This window comes from Mycobacterium intermedium, assembly GCF_002086275.1.
GTDB classification, from domain to species: Bacteria; Actinomycetota; Actinomycetes; order Mycobacteriales; family Mycobacteriaceae; genus Mycobacterium; species Mycobacterium intermedium.
The window spans coordinates 25,748-39,922 of the sequence record NZ_MVHT01000062.1; the positions used below are offsets into that span (position 1 = coordinate 25,748).

10 protein-coding genes and 1 pseudogene are annotated in these 14,175 nt (G+C 67.0%); 7 read left to right on the forward strand and 4 right to left on the reverse strand.

Features of this window, described 5'->3' with window-relative positions:
- The first annotated feature begins 16 nt into the window (after positions 1 to 16).
- The 3 genes from BST27_RS20225 to BST27_RS20235 are packed head-to-tail and all read left to right on the forward strand — an operon-like array spanning position 17 to position 3,819.
- Positions 17 to 1,294, forward strand: a complete 1,278-nt coding sequence (locus tag BST27_RS20225; RefSeq protein WP_069418546.1) for a cytochrome P450 — start codon at positions 17 to 19, stop codon at positions 1,292 to 1,294.
- Positions 1,291 to 2,397, forward strand: a complete 1,107-nt coding sequence (locus tag BST27_RS20230) for an NDMA-dependent alcohol dehydrogenase (protein ID WP_069418545.1) — start codon at positions 1,291 to 1,293, stop codon at positions 2,395 to 2,397. The genes BST27_RS20225 and BST27_RS20230 overlap by 4 nt, the downstream gene beginning before the upstream one ends.
- Positions 2,398 to 2,427: 30 nt before the next feature.
- On the forward strand, positions 2,428 to 3,819 hold the full coding sequence (locus BST27_RS20235) for an aldehyde dehydrogenase family protein (protein ID WP_069418544.1): 1,392 nt from the start codon (positions 2,428 to 2,430) through the stop codon (positions 3,817 to 3,819).
- A gap of 54 nt (positions 3,820 to 3,873) precedes the next feature.
- Here the strand turns inward: BST27_RS20235 and BST27_RS20240 are convergent, their stop codons facing one another.
- Both BST27_RS20240 and BST27_RS20245 read right to left on the reverse strand, forming a co-directional pair.
- Entirely contained in the window at positions 3,874 to 5,070 is a 1,197-nt protein-coding gene (locus BST27_RS20240; protein ID WP_069418543.1) for an FAD-dependent monooxygenase, read from the reverse strand.
- A gap of 27 nt (positions 5,071 to 5,097) precedes the next feature.
- Positions 5,098 to 6,303, reverse strand: coding sequence for a serine hydrolase domain-containing protein (locus BST27_RS20245; RefSeq protein WP_069418542.1), 1,206 nt, complete (start codon positions 6,301 to 6,303; stop codon positions 5,098 to 5,100).
- A 294-nt stretch (positions 6,304 to 6,597) separates the two neighbouring features.
- Here BST27_RS20245 and BST27_RS20250 point away from each other — a divergent pair, with 294 nt between their 5' ends.
- The 4 genes from BST27_RS20250 (at position 6,598) to BST27_RS20265 (ending at position 11,359) form a co-directional block, all read left to right on the forward strand.
- Complete coding sequence (locus tag BST27_RS20250) at positions 6,598 to 7,473, forward strand: LppX_LprAFG lipoprotein (RefSeq protein WP_069418541.1); 876 nt, start codon at positions 6,598 to 6,600, stop codon at positions 7,471 to 7,473.
- A gap of 241 nt (positions 7,474 to 7,714) precedes the next feature.
- Entirely contained in the window at positions 7,715 to 9,181 is a 1,467-nt protein-coding gene (locus BST27_RS20255) for a fatty acid desaturase (protein WP_139805264.1), read from the forward strand.
- Complete coding sequence (locus BST27_RS20260; RefSeq protein ID WP_069418540.1) at positions 9,178 to 10,380, forward strand: type III polyketide synthase; 1,203 nt, start codon at positions 9,178 to 9,180, stop codon at positions 10,378 to 10,380. Before BST27_RS20255 ends, BST27_RS20260 begins: the two co-directional genes overlap by 4 nt.
- A 4-nt stretch (positions 10,381 to 10,384) precedes the next feature.
- The gene (locus tag BST27_RS20265) at positions 10,385 to 11,359 is read left to right on the forward strand and encodes a sulfotransferase domain-containing protein (protein ID WP_069418539.1); all 975 of its coding nucleotides are present in this window, start codon (positions 10,385 to 10,387) and stop codon (positions 11,357 to 11,359) included.
- A gap of 4 nt (positions 11,360 to 11,363) precedes the next feature.
- Here the strand turns inward: BST27_RS20265 and BST27_RS20270 are convergent, their stop codons facing one another.
- A complete protein-coding gene (locus BST27_RS20270; protein ID WP_069418538.1) occupies positions 11,364 to 12,029 on the reverse strand; it encodes a class I SAM-dependent methyltransferase in 666 nt (221 codons plus the stop codon).
- 349 nt (positions 12,030 to 12,378) lie between these two features.
- A pseudogene (locus BST27_RS31520) lies at positions 12,379 to 14,175 on the reverse strand (PE family protein); the annotation flags it as partial.

The window sequence follows — 14,175 nt, forward strand, 5'->3', positions numbered from 1 at the left end:
GAACGGAAGGACCTTGATGACTACCGCGCTGCCCGCAACGCACCGAGACATTGACCTGGCCGCTCGCTCATTCTGGGCGAAGCCCGCCGAGGAGCGCGACGCCGCCTTCGAGACGTTGCGCCGGGAGAACCCGGTGCCGTGGAGCCGGCCCGCCGAATCCGATTTGCTGCCAGAGGAACTCAACACCAAGGGCTTCTGGTCGCTGACCAAGATGGCCGACATCCGTTATGCCAGTCGGCATCCGGAGGTGTTCTCGTCGGCGCAGGGCATCACCATGGAGGACTTCGCCCCGGAGATGATCGAGGTGGCTCAGTCCTTCATCGCCATGGACGCGCCGCGCCACACCCAACTGCGTGGCATCACCCTGGACGCCTTCAAGCCGCGCAACATGCGCCGGTTGGAGGGTTGGGTGCGCGGTCACGCGCGCGACCTGGTCACTGAGATGGCCCACCTGGGCGAGGGAGACTTCGTCGAGCTGGTGTCGGTCCAGCTGCCCGGCCGGATTTTCGGCAGCTTCTTCGGCCTGCCCAAAGGCGAGCTTTACGACAAGACCATCGACGCCGCGCAGCGCCTGCTCGGTTGGCCCGACCCCGAGGTTTGTGCCGGCCGGACCGGCTTGGAGCTGTTTGCCGGCGGGGTGATGGACCTGCACGAGGTTGCCACCCAGCTCATCCCGGAGCGCCGGGCGAATCCCGGCGACGACCTGTTGACGTGGCTGGTGCAGGCCGAATTTGACGGCAAGAAGATGACCGACGACGAAATCAGGGCGTTCTTCGTGCTGCTGGCCGTGGCCGCCAACGACACCACCCGTCACGCGTCGGCCCAAGCCATCCACGCGTTCTCCAAGTTCCCCGAGCAGCGGGCCCGGCTGGTCGACGACGTTCCGGGATGGGGCGACGCCGCGGTGGAAGAGGTGCTGCGCTGGGCCACACCGGTGATCCACATGCGCCGCACCGCAACCGAGGACATCAACATCGGCGGCTCGGAAATCAAGGCCGGGGACAAAGTGGTGTTGTGGTACTGCTCGGGCAACCGTGACGAGGAGGTGTTCGATGACCCGTTCAAGTTCGACATCTCCCGGAGTCCCAACCCGCACATCGCATTCGGCGGCGGTGGCCCCCACTTCTGTCTCGGGGCCGCGCTCGCGCGCACGATGCTCAGGTCGCTGCTGACCGAGGTCTACACCCGCATTCCCGACATCGACGCTCCCGAGCCAGATTTCCTGGTCGCCAATTTCATCAACGGCATCAAGCGCCTGCCCGCCACCTGGACACCGGAGAGGACCGCTCGATGAAGACGAAAGCCGCGGTGCTGTGGGGATTGCACCAGAAGTGGGAAGTCGAAGAGGTCGAACTGGACGGGCCCAAGCAGGCCGAGGTCATGGTCAAGCTCACCGCCACCGGGCTGTGTCATTCCGACGACCATCTGGTCACTGGCGACATGCCGATGCGGATGCCGGTGGTCGGCGGCCATGAGGGCGCCGGGGTTGTCGTGGAAGTCGGACCGGGCGTCACCGACGTGGCCGAAGGTGATTCGGTGGTGCTGAGCTTCATTCCGGCCTGCGGACGCTGTCTGCCGTGCGCGCGCGGCATGAGCAATCTGTGCGTGCAGGGTGCGGCGATCGTCGCCGGCCCGCAACTCGACGGCACCTTCCGCTTCCACGCCAAAGGCCAGGACCTCAGCCAAATGTGCGTGCTGGGAACATTTTCGGAGTACACCGTGGTGCCGACGTCATCGGTGGTCAGAGTTGACGACGGCACGGCCCTCGACAAGGCGGCGCTGGTCGGCTGCGGGGTGACCACGGGCTACGGCAGCGCCGTGAACACCGGCGAGGTGGCCGACGGCGACACCGTGGTGGTGATGGGTGTGGGTGGCATCGGCATGAACGCCGTGCAGGGTGCTCGGATTGCGGGCGCGCGCAACATCATTGCGCTCGACCCGGTCGAGTACAAGCGCACCAGGTCCCGCGAGTTCGGCGCCACCCACGTCGCGGCGACGGTCGAGGAAGCGCAGGGGCTGGTCGCCGAGCTGACCCGCGGCGCGCTGGCGGACGTCTGCGTGGTGACCCCGTCGTCGGCCGAGGGGGCCTACGTTGCGCAGGCGTTGAGCCTGGTGGGCAAGCGGGGCCGCGTGGTGATGACCGCCATTCCGCACCCCACCGACACCAGCGTGGACATGTCGTTGTTCGATCTCACCCTGTACGAAAAGCAAGTTCGGGGTTCACTTTTCGGGTCCTCGAACCCGCGCAGCGACATTCCCAAGATGCTGGACCTGTACCGCTCGGGGCAATTGAAACTCGACGAGCTGATCACCCGCGAATATGCGCTCGAGGACATCAACCAGGGCTTCGAAGACATGCACGACGGGGTCAACCTCCGCGGCCTGATTCGGTTCTGACGTCGTCCGACACACCTTTGGAGGTCCTTGATGCTGGTTGTGGAGAGCCCGCCCACGGTGGGGGAGGCCGAAGTCCTCGCGAGCGTCCGTCGCGCCTTTGCCACCGGCCGTACGCGGTCGCTGCAGTGGCGCCGACAGCAACTGCGCGGCATCGAACGGATGGTCTCGGAACAGGAGACAGCGATCGCCGCGGCGCTGGCCGCGGATCTCGGCCGCGCACCCGCAGAAGCCTGGCTGGGTGACATCGCCTCGACTCGGGCCGAGGCGGTATACGCGCTGCGTCACCTCCGGAAGTGGATGCGTAAGCAGCGGGTTTCGCTGCCGTTGGCGCAGCTGCCCGGTCGCGGCTGGGTGCAATACGAACCCCTCGGCGTCGTGCTGATCATCGGGCCGTGGAACTACCCGTTCTATTTGTGCCTGGGTCCGCTGATTGCGGCGGTGGCCGCCGGCAACTGCGCGGTCGTCAAGCCATCAGAGTTCGCCCCGGAATCCTCGACGCTGCTCACCCAACTGCTACCGAAATACGTTGATCCCGAGGCTGTTCGGGTGGTGGAGGGGGACGCGTCGGTGACCAGGGAATTACTCGCCGCGGGTTTCGACCACGCGTTGTTCACCGGCGGTACGGAGGTCGGCCGCAAGGTGATGACCGCGGCGGCCCCGACGTTGACGCCGGTCACCCTGGAGCTCGGCGGCAAGAGCCCGGTGATCGTCGCCGCCGATGCGGACATCGACGTCACCGCGCGCCGCATCGCCTGGATCAAGCTGCTCAACTCCGGGCAAACCTGTATAGCACCGGATTACGTCCTGGCGGAGCGGGCGATCACCGACCAGTTGGTGGACCGGGTCAGTACCTACTTGCGCCAGTTCCGGTCGTCGGGCCCCGAGGCGGGGGTGCGCGTTGTCAACGTGCGCCAGTTCGACCGGTTGGCCGAGATGATCCGCGGCACCCGAGGGCGCGTCGTCACCGGGGGCGCTCTAGACCGGGAGAATCTGCGCATCGAACCCACCGTCGTCGTTGATCCGCCCGCGGACGATCCGGTGATGGCCGAAGAAATCTTCGGGCCGATCCTTCCGGTGCTGACGGTCGAATCTCTCGACGCGGCCGTCGCTTTCGTCAAGAGCAGACCAAAGCCCCTGGCGCTGTATGTCTTCACCTCGTCACCGCGGTTAGGTCGCGACCTGGTGGATCGGGTGCCGTCCGGCGGAGCGGTGATCAATCACGTTGCGATGCACTGCCTGACGCCCCAGCTGCCCTTCGGCGGTGTCGGCGCCAGCGGGATGGGCGCTTACCACGGCAAGTGGGGTTTCGAAGCGCTCAGCCACCGCCGGGCGGTGCTGGCCAAGCCGGCCAGGCCGGATCCCCGCTTCGTCTATCCGCCGCACAGCAAGCGGGCTCTGTCGGTAATGCGCCGCTTGTTTTGACGGCACCGTGTCCGTCACCGACCGAGGATTGCGTCGGGTGATGTCTCTGCCCGCTCAGTAGTCCGGCAGCTGCACGGCCTCGGCGGTCTTGAACCACAGCCGCTCGGCGACCGGGCGGAATGGCCAGCGCTGCATGTACTTCATCACCAACGCGTTGATCCGAATGTCCGAAGCGGACTTGGGGACGTAGCTGTCGATGCCGTTGGGCAGCTTCTGGCATCGGTCGACGTACGGGCGCATCACCGTCTCGTACCGCTTCAAGGCGTCGGGCAGGGGCCCCGCGACGAGTTCCCCCGCCAGCACGTACGCGCCCACCAGGGCCAGGCTGGTGCCCATGCCGCTCAGCGGTGAGGCGCAGTAGCCGGCATCCCCGACCAGCGCGACCCGTCCGGATGACCAGCTGTCCATGTGAACCTGGGCGAATGCGTCGAAGTAGAAGTCGTCGGCTTCCCGCGCGGCGGCGATCAATGCGTCGCATTGCCAACCGGCACCGGCGAATCGGGCCGCCAACAGCTCGCGCTGTTCGTCGAGATCGCTGCGGGCGTACTGCAACGGACCGGACCGAAACGCGAGACTCGCCTTGGCGACGGCTGGATCATGCGACGGGCGCATCGATGCGTTGAGGCCACCGGGGGCTTGGTACATCAGGTACCAACCGTTCAGGCCGACGGTATCGGGGGCGGTGAACCAGGCGTGATAGCCGCCGAGGGGTCGGACGAATGTCTCCTCGGGCCCGAACACCAGCCGGCGCACCGCCGAGTGCGGGCCGTCGGCGCCGACGATCAGGTCGGCGCGCACCGTCGAGCCGTCCGACAACGTCGCTACCGCTGGGCCTGCCAAGGGGTCATCGGACTGGGCCACCTCGGCGATCCGGGTGCCGAAGCGGTACTCCACGCCGGCTTCGGTGGCCCGGTACAACACGTCGGCCAGGTCACCGCGCAGGATCTCGAGCTGGCTGACCATCCCGTTGCCGTGAAACGCGTCCACCGGCATCTCCGCGGCTCGTCGGCCGTCGTTTTTCACCCACGCGATGCCGCGCTGATCCAGGCTGCGTTCGCGCATCTGCTGCAGCAGCCCCATCCGCTCGACGACCTCCCGTCCCGCGCCCCGCAAATCCACGGTCTGCCCGCCCGGGCGGATGCCGTCGGCAAGCTCGACGATCACCACGCGATAGCCGCCCTTGGCGAGCCAGAAGGCGAGTGCCGGACCGGCGATGCCGGCACCGCTGATCAGCACGGTCGGTTTCGACATGCGGGCGAGCCTAGGGCACGTCCATGTTTACAGGCTGAGAGCGCGGTAAGTCAGGCGAACGAACTTCGGCTGTGCCGTACGCAGTCTCGCCAGCGCCGGATTGCCGGCAACGGCGTCGGCCGCGTTCACGGACAGGTCCGGGCAGAACTGGATCAGGTACATCAAGATGAGGTCCGCGCTCGGATCTGCCTGCCACCACGTCCCGTACGCACCGGGCCAGCTGAATGTTCCGACGCCGCCGGGCCCGAACAGGGGAGTGGACTTGGCCGGATCGGTCACCAACGACAGGTTCAACCCGAACCCGCGGCCCACCCAGAACGGCGCGCCCAGAAAGTTGTGACGCTTCTGCTCGACGGTCAGCCGGTCGGTGCGCATCTGGCGCGTCGACTCGGGTGAGAGCACTCGAACACCGTCAACCGTGCCGTCGCGCAATAACATCCGGACGAACCGCAGGTAGTCGTCGGCGGTCGACCACAACCCGCCCCCGGCATTGCAGAACGCCGGCGGCGTGACGTGCGGCGGCCCCATCACGTCATGGCGCAGCCGACCCTCTTCGTCATGGCGGTACATCGTCGCGGCGCGCGACCGCGCTTCGGGCGTCACGAAAAAGCCAGTGTCCACCATGCCCGTCGGCCCCAGTACCCGTTCGTCGAGGACCTGGTGGAACGGCTTGCCTTCGATGCGGCTCAGAATCACACCCAGCACGTCGATGGCGTGGCTGTATGTCACCCGCTCGCCGGGTTGGTGCACCAACGGCAGGGCGGCGAGCTCGGCCAGCCAGGCATCGGACCCCTGGTTGAACGGCAGCCGCATGTACGCCCGGGAGATGGGCCCGGACACCGAAAACGCGTAAGCGAGTCCGCTGGTATGAGTCAGCAGATCCTCGATCAGGATGGGGCGCCGGAGAGGATGGGTGCGGTCCAACGGGCCGTGCGGGTCGTCGAGGACTTGGACGGCGCCGAGTTCAGGCGCCCAGCGTGCCACGGGATCCTTCAGCGACAGTTTGCCCTCGTCAACCAGGGCCATGGCCGCGGCGACCGTGACGGGCTTGGTCATCGACGCGATACGAAACAGCGTGTCACGCTGCATCGGCAGGCCCGCGTCAACGTCTCGATAACCGATCTCGTTGACTTGCAGCACTTTATCGCGCTGCCAGACCAACGTCAGCGCACCGGGCAGCAGCCCGGCCTCACACACCTCCCGGATGGTGGCCTGATTGCCGTCGAGATTCACGCGTAAAGGTTAGCGGGAGCCTTTCCGAACCTTCGGCGAAACTGTTTCCCCCGCGCTGGCCGCGTGTTACTGTCTCGCTCTCCGGCAAACGTGATCTGGGAACCCGGGCTGTGAGAGCGGCGGCATTCGGCTACACCGAAGCCGCCATGGTGAACCAGGGTGCGGGTGTGCAGTCACCGAGGCCCGCGACATGGACGGGGCCTGTGATTCGGCTGCCCTGGCTATGCGGCAAGACAAGGCCAGCGAATACGCTGCCCCATTACTACCGGTCGGACAACTCAGCAAAGGTTGGTCATGCCTGGCTTGATCTCACAAGCAAACCCTTCTCGTCGTCTGCTCTCCCGTCCTCGATTGACCCGCGTGCCCGTCGCGACCGTGGCGGCGGCGGCACTTTTCGCGTCAGTGCTCGCCGGATGCGGCGGCAAGTCGAACACCGCGAGCACCGAGACCTCGGGCGCGACCTCCGCAACGTCGGGCGCGACGTCGGGCGCCCCCGCGACCTCCGGCGCATCCGGAACGTCCGGAGCGCCAGCGCCACAAGCCACGCCGCAGCTCTTGAAGGACGCCGCGAAGGCGACCGGCGACCTGCACAACATCCACATCGTGTTGGAGACAACCAACATCACGACGTTGCCCATGGAGAGCGTCAACGCCGATGTGACCAACCAGCCCGAGGACAAGGGCGGTCAGGCGGTCGGCGATGCCAGGGTGCGGATTGGCCCGAACGGGGGACCAGCCGTCCCGAAGGAGTTTGTCGTCACCAACAAGACCATGTACACCAAGGACGACTCGGGTAAGTACTCCTCGATGGGCCCGGCGGACAAGATCTATGACCCCGGCATCGTCCTGGACAAGGACAAGGGACTTGGCTCCGTTATCGCCAGAGTTCAGGATCCGCAGGTTGCCGGGAATGAGACGATCGACGGTGTGGCCACCGTCAAGGTCACTGGGACCATCGATGCGGCGCTCGTCGATCCACTGGTGCCGCAGATCGGCAAAGGCGTGCAAACCCTGCCCATCACCTTGTACATCGCCGATGTGAATGCCGGCGGTGGCACGCCCACCACCCCGGTTCTGGTGCGCATGGTTCTCGACAAGGATCAGGGACACGTCACAGTCACCCTGTCGAAATGGGGTGAGGCCGTTACCATCCCGCCCGTGACGCAGTAGGCCCGACAACACTCGGCGTGGAGCCGGCCCGGAGGCACGGGCACCTTCGGGCCGGTTCCCACCCGAACGCCGCGTCGGAGCTAACAGTTGCGAGTGGTGTAACTCGTTTGGACACGCCCCGTTTCGGCGCGCCAAAATCCTTTGAGAATTCTCCAAGGCGCCCGCCCCACTATTGGGCCCGTTCGTTCGAATCCCCGAGCGAGCGCCAGATCTTCCCCGATCGAACCTGGAGGAAACACGAATGACCAACGACCTGCCTGACGTTCAGGAGCGTGGGCCCGGTCCACGCCTTGGGCCTCCGCCAGGTGGGCCGCCGGTGCTGTCAGACGTGTGGGTCTACAACGGGCGGGCTTACGATCTGAGTGACTGGATCTCCAAGCATCCCGGCGGTGCGTTCTTCATCGGTCGCACCAAGAATCGCGATATCACCGCGATTGTCTCGTCGTACCACAAAGACACGGCGAAGGTTGAACGGATGCTGGAGCGTTACGCGTTGGGCCGCGACGCGACTCCGCGTGACATCCATCCCAAACACAATGCGCCGCCGTTCCTTTTCAAGGAGACCTTCAACAGTTGGCGCGACACCCCGCAATACGCCTTCGACAACCCCAACGACCTGATGCACCGGGTCAAGGCCCGCTTGAAGGAGCCGGCGCTGGCCGCGCGGATCAAGCGGATGGATCGGCTCTTCAACCTGGTGGTGGCGATGCTCGCCGTCAGCTACTTCGCGGTGCAGGCCGTTCGGTTGGTCGAGCCCCGCTGGATGCCGTTGTGGGCCTTCGTGATCGCCATGGTGCTGCTGCGCAGTTCGTTGGTCGGCTACGGCCACTACGCCTTGCATCGCCCGCAGCGCGGCGCTAATCGGGCCCTGGCGAACAGCTTTGACTTGAACTACATCGCGTTGGCTCTCGTGGTCGCCGACGGGCACACCCTGCTGCACCATCCGTACACCCAAAGCGACGTCGACATCAAGAAAAACGTCTTCACGATGATGATGCAGCTACCGCGGCTGTACCGAATTCCCGTGCACACGCTGCACAAGCTCGGCCACACCATCACCGGCATGGCCATCCGCATCGCCGACGTGTGGAAGATGACCCGCAGAGTGGGGGTCGAAGAAGGCTACGGCAGCTGGCGCAACGCATTACCGCACTTCCTTGGCTCGTCCGGGGTGCGCCTGCTCCTCGTCGGTGAGTTGGTGGCGTTCACGCTGGCAGGCGACTTCTGGGCCTGGGCACTGCAATTTGTCGCGACGTTGTGGGTCAGCACCTTCATGGTCGTCGCCAGCCACGAGTTCGAGGACGAAAGGGACGAGTTCGTCAAGGGCGAGGACTGGGGCGTCGATCAGGTCGAGAACGCCAACGACCTGAAGGTGGTGGGCAACCGCTATGTTGACTGCTTCCTGTCCGCCGGGCTGAGTTCGCACCGCGTTCACCACGTGCTGCCGTTCCAGCGCAGCGGATTCGCCAACATCGTCACCGAAGACGTGCTGCGCGAAGAATCGGCGAAGTTCGGTGTCGAATGGCTGCCCGCGAAAAGCTTCGTCAGCGACCGGTTGCCCAAATTGTGCCGAACCTACCTGCTGGCGCCATCCCGCCAGGCCAAGGAGCACAACTGGGGCTTCATCCGGGAGCACTTCTCGCCCACCGCTTTCAAAGCCAGTGCCAGCTACGTGGCTTCGGGCTTCGTCGGAATCGGGTCGGTATGAGCGCCCCGGCAGAGAGCGGCGCGCTGCTCCCGACCGACCGTCCTGACCGGGACGGCCAGCACGATGCCGAAATCGGTCTGGCCCAGTTGCCGCCGGCGCCACCGACGGCGGTCGCGGTCATCGAGAGCATCGCGACGGGGACACCAAGCCGGATGGTCAGCCAGGCCGACGTCGCGGACCGCGTCGCCGAGCTTTTCCTTGATCCGACACAGCGGGAACGCATTCCGCGGGTGTACCAGAAGACGCGGATCGCCACCCGACAGATGGCGGTCGACCCCCTCGACGCCGAATTCGACCTGCTGCGACGGGAGCCGGGAACAGTCCGGGACCGGATGAACCTGTTCTACGAACACGCGGTACCGCTGGCGGTCGACGTGGCAGGCCGGGCGTTGGCCGGCGTGCCGTACCAAATGGACGAGATCGGTCTGGTCGTGTTCGTCACCAGCACCGGGTTCATCGCTCCGGGAGTGGACGTCGCGATCGTCAAGCAACTCGGCCTGCCGCGGTCGGTGTCACGGGTCGTCATCAACTTCATGGGATGCGCGGCCGCGATGAACGCGATCCGCACCGCTGCGACGTACGTTCGCGCCCACCCGGCCATGAAGGCTCTCGTGGTGTGCATCGAATTGTGCTCGGTGAACGCCGTTTTCGCCGACGACATCAATGACGTCGTCATTCACAGCCTGTTCGGCGACGGCTGCGGTGCCGTGGTCATCGGTGCCAGCCAGGTGCAGGAGAAGCTCGATCCGGGCAGGGTGGTGATTCGCAGCAGTTTCAGCCAGTTGCTCGACGACGCGGAAGACGGCATCGTGCTGGGCGTCAATCACAACGGCATCACGTGCGAGTTGTCCGAGAATCTTCCCGACTACATCTACCGCGGTGTCGAGTCGGTTATCGCGGAAGTCCTGCACGACAACGGATTGAAGAAGTCCGACATCGACCTGTGGGCCATCCACCCGGGCGGGCCCAAGATCATCGAGCAGTCGGCGCGATCACTGCGAATCCCGGTCGAGCGTGCGGCGCAGAGCTGGGATGTGCTTGCCCGGTTCGGCAACATGCTCAGCGTTTCGTTGATGTTCGTCCTGGAAATGATGGTGCGCCAACCTGACTCGGTGAAGGAGATCTCGGCGGGCATGGCCTTCGCGTTCGCGCCGGGTGTGACCATCGAAGGCATGCTCTTCGACATAGTGAGGAGGTGACGGCATGAACGGGAATCAGCTGGTGAGCGACCGCGTCCTCTACCGCGAACTGATGACGGACAACTTACGTTGGGACGCATTGGAATTGCGCGACGGCGACATCATCATCTCGACCCCGCCGAAGTGCGGCATGACCTGGACGCAACGCCTGGTCTCGCTGCTGATCTTCGACGGGCCAGAACTTCCCGGGCCGTTGTCGACGATATCGCCGTGGCTGGACCAGACCATCCGGCCGATCGAAGAGGTCGTGGCAACCCTCGACGCCCAGACCCACCGGCGGTTCATCAAGACCCACACACCGCTGGACGGCCTCATTCTCGACGACCGCGTCACCTACATCTGCGTGGGCCGCGATCCGCGTGACGCCGCCGTTTCGATGTTGCACCAGAGCACCAACATGGACCGGGGCCGGATGCGGGAGTTACATGAAGCGGCCGTGCCGGAAGCCGAACGGACCGGGCCGCCGGCGCCCGAACCGGGCCCTGGACGTGGTGTGACCGAGGAGTTCCGGCACTGGCTGGAGGGGCCGGCCCTGCCACCGCCGGGGGTGGGGTTCACCCCGCCCAAGGGAATCGGCACGCTCGCGAACGTGCTGCACCAGTTCGGCAAGGTCTGGGAGCGGCGGCATCTGCCGAACGTGGCCTTGTTCCATTACGCCGACTACCAGGCGGATCTGCCAGGGGAGTTGGTGCGGTTGGCCTCGGTGCTGGGTATCAGGCTCACCCGCGAGCGGGCGGCAGAGCTGGCTCAGCACGCCTCATTGGGGGCGATGCGCTCTCGCGCCGCGCAGTACGCACCCAACACCACCGACGGCATTTGGCACAGCGACGAGCAGTTCTTCCGGCACGGCCGCAGCGGGGAGTGGCAGGAGTACTTCACCGTTGACGAATACCGGCGCTACAACCACCGCATCAACCAACTCGCCCGGCCGGACCTGCTCGCGTGGGTGCATGAGGGTCGTGCGGGGTGCTCACCGTGAGGAGCTAGTCGTCGTCGCGGCGCTGGGCGCGCAAGTACCAGAACGCCATCTCGACCTCGTTGCCCTCCAGCTCGCGGGTCACCCGCACCGGCTCGAGCGACACGATCTCCCAGCCCGCGCCGCCGAGGACGTGGCGCAAGGTCTGCTCGGGCACCGAGGGTCGTGGCCACTCCTCGTCCGGCGGGATCGCGTCGGAAAAACAGCTCATCAATAGGGTGGCGCCCGGCTTGGTGGCGCGGTGCACGGCGGCCGCATAGCTGCGCTTGCCGTCGTCGTCGAGGCAGTGGAACATGCCGCTGTCGATGACGGTGTCGAAGGCGTCGGTGTAGCCGTCCAGCTTGGTGGAGTCGGCGACAGCGAACGTCACCTCGACGCCGGCCTCCTTGGCCCGCTGTTCGGCGGTGGCCAGCGCCGTCGGCGAGATGTCCAGGCCCGTCACGTCATATCCGTTCTTGGCCAGGAAGATGGTGTTGTCACCGAGGCCGCAGCCGACGTCGAGGACCTCGCCACGCACCCAACCGTTGGCATGCCAGGCGATGACATTCTCTTTGGGCGCCTTGGTGTCCCAGGGCGGCGTCTGCACCGCGGGCAGGCCTTCACCTGGGCTCTCACCGCGGTAAAGGGCGTCGAAGTCAATGCGCGGGGGAGGGGAGTCAGGAGAACGTGTCATTCCTTCGAGCTTAGAACTGTGTTGCGCGTGGCCACATGCTCAGAAGGTGTGGCCGGGCGAGTGCGACAGGACCGGTGCCAGCGCGGCGGCACCGGGTCGCGCTGGCAAAAGGTGTGGAGCCGGTACCCACGCTGAGGCGACCATCTCCAAGGCGGTAGTCGATCGGGTCTCGGATCCCAGCAACTGCGTGCCGGGTTCTGCCGGCCGGTGATTCCGTGGTGTGCACGTGCTAGCTGCCCACACAGCCGTGAGGCCGTCATCGATTGCGGCAAGCCGCAGTGTCTGCTCCGGTCCTGACGGCTTGGCTGTTGCGGTCTGGGCCGCGTAAGCGCTGGTGTTATGGCGAGTTTCAGCCGTTTGGTCCGTCGGTGCCAGGTGTGCCGTCGGGCTGGCCGTTGGTGCCATTCCCGCCATTCTCACCGTTGTCGATGTTCGCTTGGCCGCCCATTCCGCCAGCGCCGCCGTGTCCATCGCCACCCACCCCGGGTGTGCTGCCGTTGCCGCCGTTGCCGCCGTTGCCGCCTCGTGCGTCTTCAACGCCAAAGCTGCTATAAGGCAAGGCCCTACCGCCGACGCCGCCGGCGCCGCCGTCAGCGCCGGCACCTGTGCCTCCGTCGCCGCCGGTGCCTCCGTCGCCGCCAATAGCGGTGGAGTTGAAGGCGGCACCGTTAGAAATGATTATCCCATCGCCCCCCTGGCCGCCGTTGCCGCCGAGAGCGCCGCCGGTGCCCCCGGCGCCGCCTGCCCCGCCCTTGCCGCCGGTGGCGGTGCCGGTGGCGGTGTCACCGGCGAAGTTAGCTGTCACCGACCCCGCCCCGCCTGCGCCACCGTCGCCGCCGGTAGCCCCGGTGCCGCTGACGCCGCCTGCGCCACCCATGGCGGTGCCTGTCGCCTGGGTGCCCGTCCCAGTGCTAGCGATGATGCCGTCGCCGCCGGCCCCGCCGCTGAGGCCGCTACCGGTGCCGTTGCCGCCTGATCCGCCGAGTGCGACCCCGCTTGCGGCGCTGGTGGCTTGGGCGGTGGAGATCTTGGCGAGGCCGCCGTTGCCGCCGGTGCCTCCGTTGGTGCCGGTGCCGCCGTTGCCGCCGGTGGCGGTGGCGTCAGTGATGGTGCCGCCAGAATTCAAAAAAGTTTCCCGGGCGACGCTCGCGGCACCGCCGTTGCCGCCGATGCCCCCGGCGATGCCTGCGCCGCCGGCACCCCCGGTTGCAGTGCCGCCAGTGATGGTTTCGCTGCCGTCAATGCCGTTGATGCCGACGTTGGCGGAGCCCCCGGTACCGCCGGTCCCGCCGTCGCTGCCGGTCCCGCCCGCACCGCCGGTGGCGGTGCCGCCGGTAACCGCGCCGCCGTTGCTGGCGATGGCGGCGTATCCGCCGGCGCCGCCGGTGCCGCCGTTGGTGCCGGTCCCGCCCGCGCCGCCGGTGGCCTTACCACCGACGACAGTGCCGGCGCCTAGGACGCTGGCGATCCCGTAGCCGCCGGCTCCGCCGAGACCGCCGGCGGCGCCGCCGGTCCCACCGGCCCCACCTTTGCCGCCGTCACCGAAGAGCCCGCCGTCGGTGCCTTGACCGCCCATGCCCCCAGTCCCGCCGACGCCACCAGCCTCCGGCAGCGCATCCAGCCCCATGAACTGGCCGTCGCCGCCTCTACCGCCGACTCCACCGGCGCCGCCGGCACCACCGCCGATGCCACCAACGCCGGTACCGCCAGCACCGCCGTTGCCGCCGTCACCACCGGCGCTGGCCTGCAAGCCCACCCCGCCGGTGCCGGCACCGCCGGTGCCGCCGGCACCGCCGGTTCCCCCGGTGCCCGCGGCGGCCCCACCGCCGCCTAGTCCGGCAGCCCCTCCCTTGCCTCCGTTGCCCCCCTTGCCGGCGCCCGAGCCGGTATCGGCCGCGCCGGTACCACCCTGACCGCCAGTGCCGCCGTCACCGCCGACACCACCACCGCCATGGGCGCCCGCCTGGCCGAACAGTAGCGAGCCGCGACCGCCCGCCCCGCCGACACCGCCCTCGCCGCCGTCGCCGCCGTCGCCGCCGGTGCCACCGTTGGGATTTCCGATCACCCCGGCGCTGCCCATCCCGCCGGCCCCGCCAGCACCTCCGGCGCCGCCCTGACCACCGGCGCCGCCATTGCCGAACAACAG

Excerpts from the sequence above, each read along its gene's own strand:
- BST27_RS20270 (WP_069418538.1), bottom strand. The coding sequence starts at position 12,029 with ATGACACGTTCTCCTGACTCCCCTCCCCCGCGCATTGACTTCGACGCC.
- BST27_RS20230 (WP_069418545.1), top strand. The coding sequence starts at position 1,291 with ATGAAGACGAAAGCCGCGGTGCTGTGGGGATTGCACCAGAAGTGGGAA.
- BST27_RS20235 (WP_069418544.1), top strand. The coding sequence starts at position 2,428 with ATGCTGGTTGTGGAGAGCCCGCCCACGGTGGGGGAGGCCGAAGTCCTC.
- BST27_RS20250 (WP_069418541.1), top strand. The coding sequence starts at position 6,598 with ATGCCTGGCTTGATCTCACAAGCAAACCCTTCTCGTCGTCTGCTCTCC.
- BST27_RS20265 (WP_069418539.1), top strand. The coding sequence starts at position 10,385 with ATGAACGGGAATCAGCTGGTGAGCGACCGCGTCCTCTACCGCGAACTG.
- BST27_RS20225 (WP_069418546.1), top strand. The coding sequence starts at position 17 with ATGACTACCGCGCTGCCCGCAACGCACCGAGACATTGACCTGGCCGCT.
- BST27_RS20240 (WP_069418543.1), bottom strand. The coding sequence starts at position 5,070 with ATGTCGAAACCGACCGTGCTGATCAGCGGTGCCGGCATCGCCGGTCCG.
- BST27_RS20260 (WP_069418540.1), top strand. The coding sequence starts at position 9,178 with ATGAGCGCCCCGGCAGAGAGCGGCGCGCTGCTCCCGACCGACCGTCCT.
- BST27_RS20255 (WP_139805264.1), top strand. The coding sequence starts at position 7,715 with ATGACCAACGACCTGCCTGACGTTCAGGAGCGTGGGCCCGGTCCACGC.